General features: G+C 71.2%; 13 protein-coding genes. 6 read left to right on the top strand and 7 right to left on the bottom strand.

From position 1 onward, the window contains the following. The first annotated feature begins 6 nt into the window (after window positions 1-6). The 4 genes from addB (at window position 7) to BHE75_RS15260 (ending at window position 7260) form a co-directional block, all read left to right on the top strand. A complete protein-coding gene (addB, locus tag BHE75_RS15275) occupies window positions 7-2994 on the top strand; it encodes a double-strand break repair protein AddB (protein WP_070935966.1) in 2988 nt (995 codons plus the stop codon). Between the two features lie 4 nt (window positions 2995-2998). Then, window positions 2999-6421: a double-strand break repair helicase AddA gene (addA, locus tag BHE75_RS15270; protein ID WP_070935964.1), complete on the top strand. Its 3423-nt coding sequence runs from the start codon at window positions 2999-3001 to the stop codon at window positions 6419-6421. Window positions 6422-6474: 53 nt separating this feature from the next. Continuing rightward, window positions 6475-6795, top strand: a complete 321-nt coding sequence (gene trxA, locus BHE75_RS15265; RefSeq protein WP_015457642.1) for a thioredoxin TrxA — start codon at window positions 6475-6477, stop codon at window positions 6793-6795. A 105-nt stretch (window positions 6796-6900) separates the two neighbouring features. Further along, window positions 6901-7260: a thioredoxin family protein gene (locus tag BHE75_RS15260; protein ID WP_236626850.1), complete on the top strand. Its 360-nt coding sequence runs from the start codon at window positions 6901-6903 to the stop codon at window positions 7258-7260. A 13-nt stretch (window positions 7261-7273) separates the two neighbouring features. On the opposite strand, the gene BHE75_RS15255 is transcribed toward BHE75_RS15260, so the two are convergent. The 3 genes from BHE75_RS15255 to BHE75_RS15245 are packed head-to-tail and all read right to left on the bottom strand — an operon-like array spanning window position 7274 to window position 11645. Then, window positions 7274-9589 (bottom strand): CHASE2 domain-containing protein, encoded by a 2316-nt coding sequence (locus BHE75_RS15255; protein WP_070934373.1) that lies wholly within the window; start codon window positions 9587-9589, stop codon window positions 7274-7276. Next, window positions 9586-10947, bottom strand: coding sequence for a FecR domain-containing protein (locus BHE75_RS15250; protein ID WP_070934372.1), 1362 nt, complete (start codon window positions 10945-10947; stop codon window positions 9586-9588). The genes BHE75_RS15255 and BHE75_RS15250 overlap by 4 nt, the downstream gene beginning before the upstream one ends. Then, window positions 10944-11645 (bottom strand): response regulator transcription factor, encoded by a 702-nt coding sequence (locus BHE75_RS15245; RefSeq protein ID WP_041864788.1) that lies wholly within the window; start codon window positions 11643-11645, stop codon window positions 10944-10946. Before BHE75_RS15245 ends, BHE75_RS15250 begins: the two co-directional genes overlap by 4 nt. A 170-nt stretch (window positions 11646-11815) precedes the next feature. Between BHE75_RS15245 and BHE75_RS25225 the strand changes: the two genes are divergently transcribed. After that, on the top strand, window positions 11816-11947 hold the full coding sequence (locus BHE75_RS25225; RefSeq protein WP_269078700.1) for a hypothetical protein: 132 nt from the start codon (window positions 11816-11818) through the stop codon (window positions 11945-11947). A gap of 18 nt (window positions 11948-11965) precedes the next feature. Here BHE75_RS25225 and BHE75_RS15240 read toward each other — a convergent pair whose 3' ends face one another. From BHE75_RS15240 to BHE75_RS24540, 3 genes are read right to left on the bottom strand one after another with little or no spacing between them, the layout of a single operon-like run. After that, entirely contained in the window at window positions 11966-12259 is a 294-nt protein-coding gene (locus BHE75_RS15240) for a hypothetical protein (protein ID WP_070934371.1), read from the bottom strand. Window positions 12260-12307: 48 nt separating this feature from the next. Then, a complete protein-coding gene (locus BHE75_RS24545) occupies window positions 12308-12475 on the bottom strand; it encodes a hypothetical protein (protein ID WP_191225206.1) in 168 nt (55 codons plus the stop codon). Window positions 12476-12517: 42 nt separating this feature from the next. Next, entirely contained in the window at window positions 12518-12694 is a 177-nt protein-coding gene (locus BHE75_RS24540) for a hypothetical protein (protein ID WP_191225205.1), read from the bottom strand. A gap of 147 nt (window positions 12695-12841) precedes the next feature. Between BHE75_RS24540 and BHE75_RS15235 the strand changes: the two genes are divergently transcribed. After that, window positions 12842-13720, top strand: a complete 879-nt coding sequence (locus tag BHE75_RS15235) for a hypothetical protein (RefSeq protein ID WP_139181736.1) — start codon at window positions 12842-12844, stop codon at window positions 13718-13720. A gap of 18 nt (window positions 13721-13738) precedes the next feature. Here BHE75_RS15235 and BHE75_RS15230 read toward each other — a convergent pair whose 3' ends face one another. Then, complete coding sequence (locus BHE75_RS15230) at window positions 13739-15727, bottom strand: ATP-binding protein (protein ID WP_015457634.1); 1989 nt, start codon at window positions 15725-15727, stop codon at window positions 13739-13741. Window positions 15728-15745: the final 18 nt, after the last annotated feature.

Raw genomic sequence — 15745 nt, 5'->3', positions numbered from 1 at the left:
ACGGGCATGGCGGCCGCGCCCGCCGTCTATACCATTCCGCCGCATCGCGCCTTCGCCGATGCGCTGGCGGCCGGGCTGATCGCCCGTTTCGGCGATAGCCCGCTGGGCCTGGCGCGCGGCATCGTGCTGCTGCCCAACAACCGCGCCGTCCGCGCCGTCACCGATGCTTTCGTGCGCCGTGCCGAAAAGGGGCTGCTGCTGCCCCGGCTGGTCGCCATCGGCGATCCGGAGCTGGACGAGCGGCTGGGCGGCCTGCTCGATCCCGCCGATGGCGATCCGCTGCCGCCGGCGGTCGATCCGCTCGATCGGCTGATGATCCTCGCCCGGCTGGTCGCCGATGCGCGCGCCGCCACGGGCGATCCCGCGCCGGCGGCCGAAGCGGTGCGGCTGGCGGCGGAGCTGGCCCGCACGCTGGATCAGCTTCTGGTCGAGGATAAGGAGCCGAAGCGGCTCGCCCGGCTGATCGATCCGGCGACCGAGCCCGATCTCGCCCGCCACTGGCAGGCGGCGCTCGCCACGCTGGAGCTGGTGCTGGAACGCTGGCCGAGGGAGCTGGCCGCGCGCGGCCGGATCGACGCCGCCGATCGCCGCAACCGCCTGCTCGATCGCGCCGCGCGCCGCTGGGGGCAGGGGGTGCCGGCGGGCTTCGTCGTCGCGGCGGGCATCACCACCTCGGCTCCGGCGGTGGCGCGGCTGCTGCGCACGATCGCGCTGGCGCCCGAAGGCATGGTTGTGTTTCCCGGCCTCGATCTCGCCATGCCGGCGGACGCATGGGACATGCTCGGCCCGCACGATCCCGATCCCGAAACCGGGCGCCGGCGGCGCTCGATCGAAACCCATCCCCAATTCCATCTGAAGCTGCTGCTCGATCGCATGGGCGTGGGGCGCGGCGAGGTGCGGCTGTGGCGCCGGGGCGGCGGCCATGATGCGCCGGCCGCGCGCACCCGTGCCATCGGCCATGCGATGACGCCGGCGCCGCTCACCGGCGGATGGGCGACGCTGAAGCCCGCCGATCGCCGCCTGAGCGGGGTCCGCGCGCTGGAGCTGGACAGCCCGGCGGAGGAAGCGCAGGCCATCGCCATCGCGCTGCGCGAAGCGACCGAGACGGCGGGGCGGACGGCCGCGCTGGTGACGCCCGATCGCGATCTCGCCCGCCGCGTCTCCGCCCATCTGCGCCGCTGGGCCATCGAGGCGGACGATTCCGCCGGCCGGCCGCTCACTGCCACGCCGGCCGGCGGGCTGCTGCTCGCGCTGGCGGAGGCGGCGGCCGAACGGTTCGCGCCGGTGCCGCTGCTCGCATTGCTCAAGCATCCGCTGGTGCAGGCGGGCGACAAGCGGCTGGATTGGCTGGAAGGCGCGCGCCGGCTGGATCGCGCCCTGCGCGGGCCGCGCCCGGCGGCGGGGCTGGCCGGCATCACCCGCCACCTGGGCGAAGGCGACGCGCGCGAACGCAGGGTGCGCGCGCCCGCTTCGGATTGGTGGACGGCCGCCGCCGCCCTGCTCGCCCCGCTGGAGGCCGCCTTCGCCGATGCCGGGGCCGGCCCGCGCGCGCTGATCGCCGCGATCCGCGAGGCGGCGAGCGCGCTGGCCGGCGATGCGGCGTGGNGCGGGCCGGACGGGCGCTCCGCCGCCGATCTGGTCGCCGCGCTGGAAAGCGCGGCCGATCTCGGCCCCGCGCGCGCCGGGGCGGACGATATCCATCGCATCCTCCGTCAGCTCATGGACGGCACGGCGGTGCGGCCGCCGCAGGGCGGGCATCCGCGCATCTTCATCTGGGGCCTGCTGGAAGCGCGGCTGCAACAGGCGGATCTGATGATCCTGGGCGGGCTCAACGAAGGGGTATGGCCGGCCGCGCCCGCGCCGGACCCGTGGCTGGCGCCCGCCATGCGCGCCGCGCTGGGCCTGCCGGGGCTGGAACGGCGGATCGGCCTCGCCTCCCATGATTTCGCCTGCGCGCTCGGCGCCCGTCAGGTGCTGGTGACGCGCGCGCGGCGCGATGCCCGCGCGCCCGCCATCGCATCGCGGCTGTGGCTGCGGCTGGAAGCGATGACCGGCGGCATCACCCGCCACCCGCGCCTGAAGGGCTGGGCGCGCGCCATCGATCGGCCGGCGGGCGAACCCGCGCCCGCCGCGCGCCCCGCGCCATGCCCGCCGGTGGCGGATCGTCCGCGCCGCATCGCCGTCACCCGGCTCGACCGGCTGAAGGCCGATCCCTTCGCTTTCTATGCCGATGCCATGCTGGGCCTGTCGCGGCTGGATGCGGTGGATGCCGATCCCGGCCCGGCCTGGCGGGGCAGCGCCGTCCACCGCGTGTTCGATGCCTGGCTGAAGGAGGATGGCTGCGATCCCGCCAGGCTGATGCCCCGCGCCCGCGCGATGCTGGATGAAACCGCCGCCCATCCCGTGCTGCGCGCGCTCTGGACGCCCCGGCTGATGGAGGCGGTGGAATGGGTGGGCCGCACCGTCGCCGAAGGCCGCGCCGCCGGCCGCGTGCCGATCGCCTCGGAAATCTTCGGCGAGGCCGACGTGGCGGGCATCGCCCTTTACGGCACGGCCGACCGGATCGATCGCCTCGCCGATGGCGGCCTCGCCATCGTCGATTACAAGACCGGCCAGCCGCCCCGCACCGCGCAGGTGGCGGCGGGCTTCGCCATGCAGCTGGGCTTGCTCGGGCTGATCGCCGAAAAGGGCGGGTTCAAGGATGTGGAAGGCGTGCCGGCGGCGTTCGAATATTGGTCGCTCGCGGCCAAGGCGGGCGATCTCGGCCATGTCGCCAGCCCCAATAGCGGCCGTTCGGCGACGATCGCGGCGGAAGATTTCACCACGGTCGCCGCCAGCGTGTTCGCGGAAGCCGCCGGCCGCTGGCTGACGGGGGAGGCGCCGTTCACCGCCAGGCTGCACCCCGAATATTCGCCTTATGCCGATTATGATCAGCTGATGCGGCTCGATGAATGGCTGGGCCGCGACGGCGGCGGCGCGGAAGGGGAGGCATAGGGGCATGGCCAATCGTCTCCGGCCTTTCGATCGGCTGCTCGGCGATCAGGCGATCGCGTCCGATCCCGAAAAGCTCGTCTGGCTGTCCGCATCGGCCGGCACCGGCAAGACGCATGTGCTGAGCGCGCGGGTGCTGCGCCTGCTGCTGGGCGGCGCGCGGCCGGAAACCATCCTCTGCCTCACCTTCACCAAGGCGGGTGCCGCGGAAATGGCGGAGCGCATCCACGCCCGCCTCGCCTGGTGGGTGCGGCTCGACGAGGCGAAGCTGCGCAAGGAATTGTTCGCGCTGGGCGCCGCGCATGATGACGATGCGGTGGCCCGCGCCCGCGCGCTCTTTGCCGGCGTGCTCGATGCGCCGGGCGGGGGCCTGCGCATCCAGACGATCCACGCCTTCTGCCAGACCTTGCTGGCGGGCTTTCCCGACGAGGCCGGGCTCGCCCCCGGCTTCCGCCCGCTGGAGGGGCGGGAGGAATCCGCGCTCGCCCGGCGCGTGCTGGGCGAGATGCTGGAACGGGCCGAGGCCGGCGGCGAGCTTGGGCTGATCGCCGACGTGCAGGCGCTCAGCCGGCGGCTGGGGGAAAGCGAGGCCGAATCCTATCTGATGGCCTGCGCCCGCGCGCCGGAGGCGATGGAGGCGCTGGGACCGGGCGTCGCCGCGCGGGTGCGCATGGCGCTGGATGTGCCGCTGGGCGATGTGGAGGAAGCGATCGCCGCGGCCTGCGCCGATGCCGCCTTCGATGTCGCGGCGGTCCATGCCGTCTCCCGCGCCAATGCCGCCTGGGGCACGGCGACGGGGCTGAAGGCGGCGGATGCCTGCGCGGCCTTCCTCGCCGCCTCCGCCGGCGCGCGCGCGGCGATGCTCGACGATCTCGCCGCCGTGGTGCTCACCAGGACGGGGGAGCCGCGCAAGGCCAGCGCCAGGCTGCTTGCGGAGGAGCCGGCCTATGCCGATCTCGCGCAGCGGGTGGGCGATGCCTGCGCGGCGCTGATCGGCCTGCGCCTGCGCGCGCAGCTCGCCGATCTGCTGGCGGCCGGCCTGCGCGCGGGCCAGGCCTATGCGCGGGCCTATGCCGATGCCAAGCGGGTGGCCGGCGTCGTCGATTTCGATGATCTGATCCGCTCGGCCGTGCGCCTGCTCCAGACGGAGGGGATGGGCGATTGGGTGCGCTACAAGCTCGATCAGGCGATCGATCATATCCTGGTGGACGAGGCGCAGGATACCAATGTCCGCCAATGGATGATCGTCGCCGCGCTCGCGGGTGAATTTTTCGCGGGCGCGGGCGCGCGGCATCCGGCGCATCGCACCATCTTCACGGTCGGCGATTTCAAGCAGGCGATCTTCGGTTTCCAGGGCACCGATCCCGCCGCCTTCCTCGCCGCCAGCCGCGTGTTCGATCATCGCGCGCGGGAGGCGGACCGGCAGTTCCACCAGCTCTCGCTCGATCGCTCCTTCCGCTCGACCCCGCCGGTGCTGGATGTGGTCGATCGGCTGATCGCGGATCTCGGGCATGAGGCGATGGGCCTCGATCGGCCGCCGCCCCGCCATCTCAGCGCGCGCGAGGGGCGGCCCGGCGTCGTCACCCTGTGGCCGCCGGTCGCCGCCGGATCGGCGGAGGAGGAGGATGCCGAGGAAGGCTGGATCGACGATGCCGCCCGCGCCTTCGCCGCCCGGCTCGCCCGGCAGGTGCGGCAGTGGATGGACGATCCCTTCTGGGTGGACGGGCGCGGTCGCCCGTTCCGGCCGGAAGACCTGCTGATCCTCGTCCGCAAGCGGGGGGAGCTCGCCTCGCTGATCGTCGCCCGCCTCCATGCCGAAGGCGTGCCCGTGGCCGGCGTCGATCGCCTGCGGCTCACCGCTCCGCTCGCCGTGCGCGATCTGCTGGCCGCCGTCCGCTTCGTCCTCCAGCCGGAAGACGATCTGAACCTGGCGGGCCTCATGGTCTCCCCGCTGGTCGGCCTTTCGCAGGACGATCTCTACGCCGTCGCCTTCGGCCGCAAGGGCAGCCTGTGGCAGGCGCTCCGCGCCGCCGATCGCTTCGCCCCCGCGCGCGATGCGCTTTCCAACCTGTTGGGAATCGCGGACCTGACCACTCCCTACCGGTTCCTTGAGCATATCCTTTCCGGCCCCCTCGACGGCCGCCGCCGCCTGATCGCCCGCCTCGGCCACGAGGCCCGCGACCCGATCGAGGAGCTGCTGAACGCCGCCCTCCAGTTCGAAAGCGACGCCACCCCCTCCCTCCAGCGCTTCATCGACTGGTTCGATCGCGGCGATGTCGAAATCAAGCGCGATCCCTCCGCGCCGATGGATGCCGTCCGCGTGATGACCGTCCACGGCTCCAAGGGCCTCCAGGCGCCGGTGGTCGTGCTGGCGGACGCCACGGGCGATCCCTCCGCCTCGCCGGTCCGCGGGCTGGACTGGACGATGGAGGAGGGGCTTTCCGTCCCCGTCTTCCGCCCGCGCAAGGCGGAGCTGGCCGGCGGCGGCATGGCCGAGGATGTCGAGCGCGCCCGGCGGCGCGACATGGAGGAACATTGGCGGCTGCTCTACGTGGCGGCGACGCGGGCCGAGGAACGGCTGGTGATCGGCGGCGCGCTGGGGCCGAAGGCGAAGGGCGCGCCGCCGCCGGCAAGCTGGTATCGCGCGCTGGCGGACGCGATGGAAGCGCTGGGCGCCGTTGCCGAGCCCGATCCCGAATGGGGTGAGGCGCGCCACCATCGCGGCGGCGCCGCGCGCGGCGGGCGGGCACGCGCGCCGCGCGCCGCCATCCCCTTCGCCCAGCCCGAATGGCTGCGCCGTCCCGCGCCGCGCGAGGCGCAGCCGCCCCGGCCGCTCGCGCCATCCTCGCTGGGGCTGGATGCGGTGGCCGATCCGCCGCCGACGCCGGCGATGCAGGAAGCCGCCCGGCGCGGCACCTGGCTCCATGCCCTGTTCGAACGGCTGCCGGCCTTGCCGGCCGACCGGCGGCACGCGGCGGCGCTCGCCTGGCTGGAACATTCGGCCGGCGTGACGGACGCGGCGTTGCGCGAGCGGCTGGCGGCCGATGCCTGCGGCGTGATCGCCGATCCCGCCTTCGCCGACGTGTTCGGCCCGGATTCGCTGGCCGAGGCGCCGATCGCCGCCGTGGTGGAGGGCCGGGTGGTGGCCGGCACGGTCGATCGGCTGCTGGTGGGGGACGGGGCCGTGCGCATCGTCGATTTCAAGACGGGCCGGCGCGTGCCCGCCGGCCTGGAAGCGGTGCCGGACCACCATCTGCGGCAGATGGCGGGCTATGCCGCCGCGCTCGCCGTGGTATTCCCCCGCCACCGGATCGATGCCGCGCTCCTCTATACCGGCGGTCCGCGCATGATCGTGCTGCCGCCCGACCTGCTGGCGCGTCACAAGCCGAGCTTGACCCCCGAGGAGCAAAACCTGCCCCTTGCCCGTTGAGGAAGGCGGCGGCGCTGCCTACATCGTTCCGGAACACCAAGGAGTCTGCCAGCATGGCCACCAAGACCGTTACCGACGCTTCGTTCCACAGCGATGTCCTGAATGCCGACGGCCCCGTGCTCGTCGATTTCTGGGCGGAGTGGTGCGGGCCGTGCAAGATGATCGGCCCAGCGCTGGAGGAAATCTCCGACGAACTCGGCGAGAAGGTGACGATCGCCAAGCTCAACATCGACGACAATCCCGATGCGCCCAGCAAATATGGCGTGCGCGGCATTCCGACGATGATCCTCTTCAAGAACGGCGCCCCTGCCGCCACCAAGGTCGGCGCGGCACCCAAGAGCCACCTCAAGGGCTGGCTGGAGGGCGAGCTTTAAGATCGGGCCACCCGATCGAGCCTGCCGTAAAGACATCGACTTGCAAGCGGGGCGGAGCTGTGGCCAAAGGCGGCCATGCTTCGCCCCTTGCTTTTCAGCCTTCTAATGATCCTCCCTGCGGCCGCGCCGGCGGAGGTGATCCGTCCCGTCAGCGAGAAGAGCAGCTTCCAGATCGCCCTGGAAGGGGAGCGGCCGGTGCTGGTGCTGTTCCAGGGCAAGAATTGCGCCGCCTGCCGCGCGGTCGAGCAGTGGATCGACCAGCTTTCCGGCGAACTCGACGGCAAGGTCGACATCGTAAGCCTCGATATCGACGAGAATCCCTACACCAAGGAAGCCTTCGGGGTTGAGGGCACGCCGACCCTGCTGATGTTCAAGGATGGCGAGCAGGTGGGCGGCATGGTCGGCGCCACCGCGCGGGAAGACCTGCGCGCCTTCATCGCCAAAAGCGCGCACATCCCGCTCTGACGCGGGCGGCCGTTCAGTCCGCCGCTTCGGGAGGCATTAGCGGCAGTTCGATCGTGAAGGTCGTGCCTTCGCCCGGCCGGCTTTCGCAGCGGATGATGCCGCCGTGGCGCGCCATCACCGTGCGGACGAAGGCGAGGCCCAGGCCCACCCCGTCGATATGGGCGGCGTCCGCGCCGGGCGCGCGCTGGAAGGGTTCGAACAGCAGGGCGATCTGGTCTGGCGCGATGCCGATGCCCTGATCGCGGATGGCGCACAGGCCCACCGGCCCCGAATCGCGCTCCGCCCGATCGAGCCGGCAGAGGATGCGGCCGCCATCCGGGCTGTATTTGATGGCATTGTCGATCAGGTTGATAAGCGCGCGGGTGAGGAGCGATCGGTCCCCGGCGACGATCAGGTCGTTCCGTTCGCCCTCGATCGCGATCGCGATCGCCCGGCCGGAGGATTGCGGCCAGAGATCGTCCACCGCGTCGATCAATATCTCGGCAAGGTCGATCTCCTCCTTAACGAAGGCGAGCGTATGCGCGCGGGCGAGCTGGACGAAGCCGTCGGCCAGATCGAGCGTGCGCTGGGCATAGCCCCTGATCCGGCGACCGATTTCTTCGCTGACTTCCCCAGGCTTGCTGTTGTCGATCACCGCCAGGATCGATGCCTGGGGCGACCGCATGTCGTGGGTGAGGAGCTGGCGGAGATCGTCCTGCTGGCGCTGCGCGGCCTTGGCGGCGCTTATGTCGATGAAGCGGGCGATCCAGCCGGCGGCAGTGCCGTCGCCCGAATATTGGCGGGCGAAGCGGATGTCGAACCAGCGTCCGTCGGGCGCGATGGCTTCCACCGGCCGATCGTTGGCCTGGGTCGCATCGGCCGGGGCGGCGGAAGGGAGCGATGGCGTCGCGCCTTCCGGCCCGCCCGCCAGACGCAGTTTCGCGAGCAGGCCGGCGATGCCCATGCCGGTGCCGCCGGGCAGCGCGAGGCTGCGCAACAGCCGTTCGGCATCGCCGTTCATCAGCAGCACGGCGCCGGTGGGATCGAGGACGAACACGGCATCGGGCATCTGGTGCAGGCGATCGGTGGCGAAGCGGCGGAGATCGCGCACGTCCGCGATCGCTCCTTCCAGAAGCTGCACCTGCCGGTCGACCACATCCGTGGCGCGGGGCCGCGCGCGGGCATAAGGCAGGATGGCAGGCTCCCCGCCCAGCCGCTCCAGCTCGCGCACCATATAGGCGCTCACCGCCGCCAGCCGCCGCCAGCCCCAGAGCGGATAGATGATGGCCAGCGCGATCAGCGCCGAAGCCGGGGCGAACCATATCCCGCCCAAAAGCAGCCCCGCCACGGCGGCGGCGACCAGCGCAACGAGGCCAGCCAGCAGCAGCACGGTGCGCCGGGGGCTGAGCATGCGGAAACCCGCCAGCAGCAGCCAGAGCGGCAGCAGCGACCCGACCAGCAGGGGGATGCCTTCCACCGGCCGGATCGTCCGCCCCGCCTCCATCGAATCGAGCACGTTGGCGACGATTTCGACACCGGACATCACGCCCTTACGGCCGGCGAAGGGCGTGGGATATTGATCCCCCAGCCCATCGGCGGTGGCGCCCACCAATATGGTGCGGCCGGCGATGAAATCCGCCGGCACCTCGCCCCGCAGCACCGCGCTGGCCGATATGGTGGGGAAATGGCCCGGCGGCCCGGCGAAGGCGATCATCTGGGGGCCATCCTCCGGCGAGGCGGGATTCCGGCCGGGTTCCGCCACGGCGGGATCGCGCCGATGGGCCAGCACCGCCAGATGCGGCCAGATATGCCGCGCGTCGCCCACTGCCGGCCAGAAACGGCGGACCAGCCCGTCCGCATCGAAGGCAAGGCTGGCATGGCCGATGCCGGCGGCGGCCGCGCGGACGGGGGCGATGGGCTGGATGTCGTCGAAGGCGGCGCCGTTGCTGCCGGGTGCGCTCAGCAGCAGCGGCACGATCACCGGCGCGGCGACGCTGGCCATCGCCCGGCCCAACGCGGCATCGTCGGCGGGTGCGCCGGGTTCCACGAACAACACGTCATAGAGGATGGCGCGGGGGCGGGGGGCGTCGATCCGCTGGAGCAGTGCGGCGTGGCGCGCGCGGGGCCAGGGCCAGGGGCCGACTTCCTTCAGGCTGCGATTGTCGATGGTGACGAGGAGGATATCGGGCTGCGGCGCCCGGCGGGTGAGGCGCAGCAGATTGTCATAGATCAGATTGTCCAGCCGGATCGCCGTCCGGTCGGCCGTCAGCAGGATCGTCAGCAGCGTGGATATCAGCGCCACCAGCCACCATTCGGCGCGGAGCCGCGAAGCGCCGGCCGGCCGGATCATCGCGCCGATGCGATGTGGAAGCGTTCCATCGCGGACCAGTCGCCCGCCGCCTTGCCGTCGCCGATCCTGAGCGACATCACCCGCCAGCAATAGGTGCCGGCAGGCAGGTTGCGCAGGGTGACGCTCTGGCTGTCGAGGCCGATCTCGTCCACCAGCGGCGGCGCATCGCCCTCGCACTGGCCGAGCTGGAAGCGGAAGCGGTGCGCGCCTTCGCCCAGCACCTGCCAGCCGAACTGGTAGTAGCGGTCGCGGCCCGCGCGCTTCTCCGTCATCGCGGTGCGCACCATGTTCAGCCGCCGTTCGAAGGCATAGGTTTCGGCAAGGCCGGCGAGGCCGTGGCCGTCGATCGCGGCGATGCGGACGAAATAGGTGCCGTCCGCCACCGGCGGCAGGATTGCATCCGGCGTCGCGCTTTCCTTCTCACGGACGATATCGAGGAAGCCGGCATCGCGGGCGAGGGCGATGCGATAGGCGGCGGCATCCGCCTGCGGCACGATGCGGAAGGTGAGGTCGCCCTCATTCTGCACCCGGCCGGGATCGGCGAGCGCAGGCGCGGGCAGCAGCGCGATCGGCGCCGATATCCCGTCGGCTTCGGTGATGGCGCCGAAACCCGCGCCCACCAGCGTCGCGGCGGGATTGCCGGGGGCGGAAAAGCCCACCGTGCCCTCCGTCACCTCGGTCGCGGCGCGGGCGCCATCGGCGTCATAGGCCACGCGGAAGGCGGTGCCCCGCACGGCCGACACCGCGACCGGCGTGGAGATGTGGAAGCTGCTGCCGGGGTCCTTCATGGGCGCGACCACGGCATCCGCCCGGCCGCGCCGGATTTCGAAGCTCCGCGTCACCGTGCCGGTCAGCGCGGTGCGCCGCAGCCTTTCTATGCGCACCCGGCTCTGCGACGGGATGGCGACGGTCGATCCGTCCGCAAGCCGGAGGCTGAGGAAGGCATCGGCCCCGGTCTCGATCTCGGCGCCCTCGTTCACCGGCAGGCCGGGGGTGATCTTCACCGGCCGGCCGGCGACCGCGATCGTCACCGGGCCGCTGAAGGCGCGCACGCTGGCGGACACCAGCTCCTCGCGCAGCAGGGCCACGGGGATGCGGATCGTCCGGCCGATCGGGATGCGATAGGGATCGGCGATCCGGTTCAGGCGCTGCACCACGGCAAAGTCCCGCTGCCGGGTCAGATAGCGTTCGGCGATGACGTAGAGATTGTCGCCCTTCACGGCGACATAGCTGGCCGTGGCGGCCTGCGCCGGGGCGGACGGGGAGGAAGGCGGCGCGGCCTGCGCCGTCGGGCTCCACAGCATTGCGGCGGGCCACAGCAGGGCCGCGGGGCCGATCGCCCGCCTCAGTGCATTCATCCCGATATCTCTCGCAACAGCTTTTCCAGCCGATAGCCATAGGCATAGACCGGGGCCAGCCGGTAACCATTTTCGGGGCGGAGATTCAACTTGCTGCGGATCTTGGAGACATGGGCGTCCAGCGTCCGCGTCGGCAGGTCCGGGCTGCGGCCCCACAGGGCCTCGAAGATATAGGCCCGCGAAAGCGCGCGGTGCATGTTGCGGAACAGCAGCAGCGCCAGCAGGAATTCCTTGGCCGTCATCGCCACCGGCCGGCCGGCATGCGTCACCCGTTCCTGCCCCAGATCGAAGACATAATCGTCGAACGTCTCGATATTGGCGGGCGGCGGCGCGGGATAGGCGCGGCGCAGCGCCGCCTCCACCCTGGCGACGAGGATCGCGGCCTGCACCGGCTTCACGATATAGTCGTCCGCGCCAGCCCGCAGCCCGTCGACGATATCCTCCTCGGTCGATCGGCTGGTGAGCAGGATCACCGGGGGATATTTCTCGATATGCTCCTTCATCCAGCCCAGGATGTTGAGGCCGGAGAAATCGGGCACGTTCCAGTCGAGGATCAGAAGGTCGAAAGTCTCGTGGTGAAGGACGTTCAGCAGCCGGCGGCCGCTGTTGAAGATCATGCAGCTATGGCCGGCCGCCGTGAGGATTGCCTCCACATGCGATGCCAGCGTGGGCTCATCGTCCAATATCCCGATTCTCATGTCGATCCGCCACGCCCCTCCATGAAACCCGAACCCCCTCTAGGGCCGCATGAGGCGTAAAGAAGGCGTTAGCCAACGATTTTACAATCTTTCACAAGCTTGGCGCCCACCGCCATGGCATTGGCGCCGCGTGGGCGGCACCGCCCGGCGGCGCGGACTGGCGAAAGACGATGCGGAAAAGGGGCGTCCGCCGGACGCTGGCGGCGATCTGGCCGCAACAGGATCGAGGCTTCAGGCACAGGGCCGCGCTGGTCGCGGGGCTTTACCTGCTGGTGCTGCTGATATTGATGGGGGTGGCGTGAAGGCCACCCCGTCGTCCGCTAGAATCTGCGCTGGCCGGGATCGACCTTCTCGCAGGTGCCCGAAAAGTCCTGGCCGGTGCCCTTGATGTTGATCTCGCCCGTCTCGCGATCGATGCGTATCTTGGGCTTGTTCAGGCCGTTCAGCCGGTAGCTGGCCCTGATTTCGTTCTGGCCGACGATAAGATCGTCGAGCTGCCACCAATGGCGATGGTCTCCGCCGGAATTGATCGGCGGGATCAGCTTCTCGGGCAGCCGGATGCGCCCGTCATTCCCGTAAATCTGCAGCGTGACGGCGGATTCAAAGCCCCGCATGCTCGTTTCATAGCCGCTGCGCGTCCGGTATTTGTGATCGTAGCGATCTCATTCCAGGCTGCTGGTATAGCCGCTCGCCAGCTTCTCTCCCCGCCCCGTGCAGATCAGGTTGATGGCCTCGCTATCCCCGTTCCCGTCGTCGGCCGGTTGGGCAAGGGCTGGCGTGCAGATGATGAGCGCGGCGCCAAACGCCTTCAAGGCCGATCGCAAGTGCATGGCTATTCCCCCTTTTGTGACGAGACGTTAGATGATGGTGCCTCAGCGGCGGTCCTTCAGCCAGAAAGCGACGGATATCGCCGCGCCGATCGCGGCGCCGACCAGCAGGCCGGCGGAAGGCTGGCCCAGGATGCTGCCCACCGCCGCGCCGGCGAGGATAGCGAAGGCGAGAATCGATCCGGTGGCGCGCGGCGCGCGGCTATTGGGGGACTGCGACATGGCGGCTCCTTTGCCATCACTCGCCGCCGGATTCCAGCCCATGGGGAGGGAAGATGCCATGGCGCGGGGCCGCGGTGTCCGTCCCGCTTTGGCTTTCGCGGTCACGAATGCTATTAGCCGCGCTTCGCGTTTGGCGCGGGAGGGGGAATGCGGCGGCGATCGGGCGGAGACAGGCCGGTGGATGACGGCACGCCGTTGGCCGATCGCGCCATGCGGCCGGCCGGCACGCCCGCGCGCTTCGCCGGGACGAGCGAGCTGCTGCTTGCCGAGGATGATCCGCCCGAAATCGGCCCGCCGGCTGCCAATGGCGGCCTCGTCTACAGTTATTCGCGGGTCGAGGAGCAGTGGGATATCCGGCTCCGTCCCGATGGATCGGCGCGGGCTTCGGTGGTGGTGCGCCGCGAACGGCAGGTCAGCAGCGATCGGCGCTGGCGATTCGTGGCGCGGCGCGAGCTGCCGCAGCAGGCGGATATCCGCCGTTCGCGCCTCGCGATCGGCCTGTCCTGCGCGGCGGCGCTGATGGCCGGCATCGCTGCCGTCGGGGCCTGGTGGGCGGCGAATCGGCCGGTGCCGCGCGACACGCTGGTGCTGAGTCTGCCGCCCGTCCCGCCGCAGGCGCCGCCCGTTGCCATCATGCCCCCTCGGGGCGAAGCATCCTCCGCAAGGCCGATCGTCGCCGCTCCGCCGCCCCGCCGGGATGCGCAGGCGGATGCCGGGCCTGCCGGGCCGCGCGCGCCGAAGCCGCTGCTATATCCCGCTGCGCCTGCGCCGGCCCGGACCGAGGCGAGCAAGCCCTTCGCGCCCGATATTCCGCTGGAGCGGCGGCCGGCGGTGCGCGCGGCGATGGCCCGTGCCTTTGCGTCGGGGGAGGCGGAGGCATGGCGCGAGGACGGTCTCAGCGGCTTTGTGGTGGTCGGGCCGGCCGAGATGGAAGGCGCGGCCGCGTGCCGCAACACCGTGATCCTCGCGCGCGGCGGCGAGGATGGCGACCGCACCGTCAGCCGGCGGCGCTGCAGCCCCGATTGAAATTCAGGAGTTCAGGGTTCAGGCGGCGTCGGGCGCGGCCGTGCTGCGGGCCAGTGCCCCCGCCACCGCGCTTTCCAGCGCGCTGACCGTGAAGGGCTTGCGCAGCACGTCGCGGCCGGTGAGCTGGCCGGCCTCTCCCGCCTCGCCGACGAAGCCGGTGACGAACAGCAGCCCCAGCGCCGGATGGCGGCGGGCGATCTCCTCGGCCAGCTCCGGTCCGGTCATGCCCGGCATCACCACGTCGGTGATGACGAGCCGGATTTCCGGGTGGCCGGCCAGCAGTCCCAGCGCTTCCTCGCCGCTGCCGCAGGGAAGGGGGCGGTAGCCCAGTTCCACCAGCGCGCCGACCGTGGCGGTGCGCACGCGCGGATCGTCCTCCACGACGAGGATGGTCGCGCCGGCGGCATCGGCCGGCGCCACGGCGACGACATTGTCGCGCGTCCGATCGCGGTCGACGCCCGTGGCGCCGATGTGGCGCGGCAGATAGAGAGTGACGGTAGTGCCTTCGCCGGGGGCGGACCGGATCGCGATCTCGCCTTCGGACTGGCGGATGAAGCCGAATATCTGGCTGAGGCCCAGCCCGGTGCCCTTGCCGACGGGCTTGGTGGTGAAGAAGGGTTCGAACGCGCGGTCGCGCACTTCGGGGGACATGCCGATGCCCGTGTCCGTCACCGCGATGCGCACATAATCGCCGGCCGGCGCGTGGCCCACCTCGCCGGCGCCGAGCGTGACGTTGTCGGCCTCTATCGTTAGGTCGCCCTCGCCGTCCATCGCGTCGCGGCCATTGACTGCGAGGTTCAGGATCGCATTTTCGAACTGGCTGGGATCGCACCAGACCGGCCATACGTTCTCGGCCGGGATCAGCCGCACGCGGATGCGCTCGCCCAATGCGCGATCGAGCAGGTCGGACATGCCGGCGATCAGCCCGGCCGGGTCCAGCCCCTCGGGCAGCAGCGGCTCGGCGCGTGCGAAGGCCAGCAGCCGCTTGGTGAGCGCGGCGGCGCGATTGGCGCCTTCCATCGCATTGTCGAGATGGCGGCCGACTTCCTGCGCCTCATGATCCAGCCGGCGCCGCGCGAGATCCAGCCCGCCGACGACGACCGCCAGCATATTGTTGAAATCATGCGCGATCCCGCCGGTGAGCTGGCCCACGGCCTCCATCTTCTGCACCTGGCGGAGCTGGGCCTCGGCGGCCGCGCGTTCCATCCCTTCGCGGCGGAGCGATTCATTGGCCTCGCGCAGTTCGCGTGTGCGCTCGGCGACGGCCTGTTCCAGCGTCTCGGCGCGCTCCGCCTCGGCCAGCGCGTCGCGCCGGGCGAGCCGCCGTTCGGTGAAGGCGCCCACCGTCGCCCAGCCGAGGCCCATCGCCGCCAGCACCAGCAGCACGCCCAGCCCGGACAGCAGGGCCGCGAGATAGTTGGAGCGTTCCGCCGACATCGCCGCCAGCTGCGATCGCTGGCGCAGCACGGCGCGTTCATGATCGCTGATCTTGGTGAGGATGGCGGTGATGCGCGTGAGGCTGGCCGCCTGGCCGGCCTGGTAGAACAGGCCCACTGCTTCCCAGCCGCGCCGGTAATTGGATCGCGAGGCCGGCGCCGCCAGCTCCCGCCCGCGCGCTTCGTAGAGCTGGGCCAGCTCGGTCGCCAGCGCCGCCTGTTCGGCATTGTCGCGGGTCAGCTCGCGCAGGCGGTTGAGCAGGCGCCCGGCCCGGCGCCATTCGTCATAATAGAGCGCGCCGGTCTGCTTGTCGGAGCTGACCACGTAGCGGCCGAGCGCAGCCTCCGACCGGGCGAGCGCGGCATCGAGCGCGCGGCTGACGATCACCAGTTCGTAGCTGTGCCGTTCGCGCTGCAGCGCCGCATCGCGTTCCCGATTGGAGGAGGCGACGAGAAAGACGAGCGCGATCAGCGCCGCCGCCGCGGCCAGCGCCGTGACGCTGGCCAGGCCGCGACGCCAAGCATCCCGCAGCGCCCCTTCGTCCGTGGCTTCGATGCCCTCTCTCCCCATGTCCAGGCGAGACTAGCC

This window comes from Edaphosphingomonas haloaromaticamans, assembly GCF_001853345.1.
Lineage (GTDB): Bacteria > Pseudomonadota > Alphaproteobacteria > Sphingomonadales > Sphingomonadaceae > Sphingomonas_E > Sphingomonas_E fennica.
The sequence above is the reverse complement of the archived record's forward strand: the minus strand, read 5'-3'. Positions and strand labels throughout refer to the sequence as shown.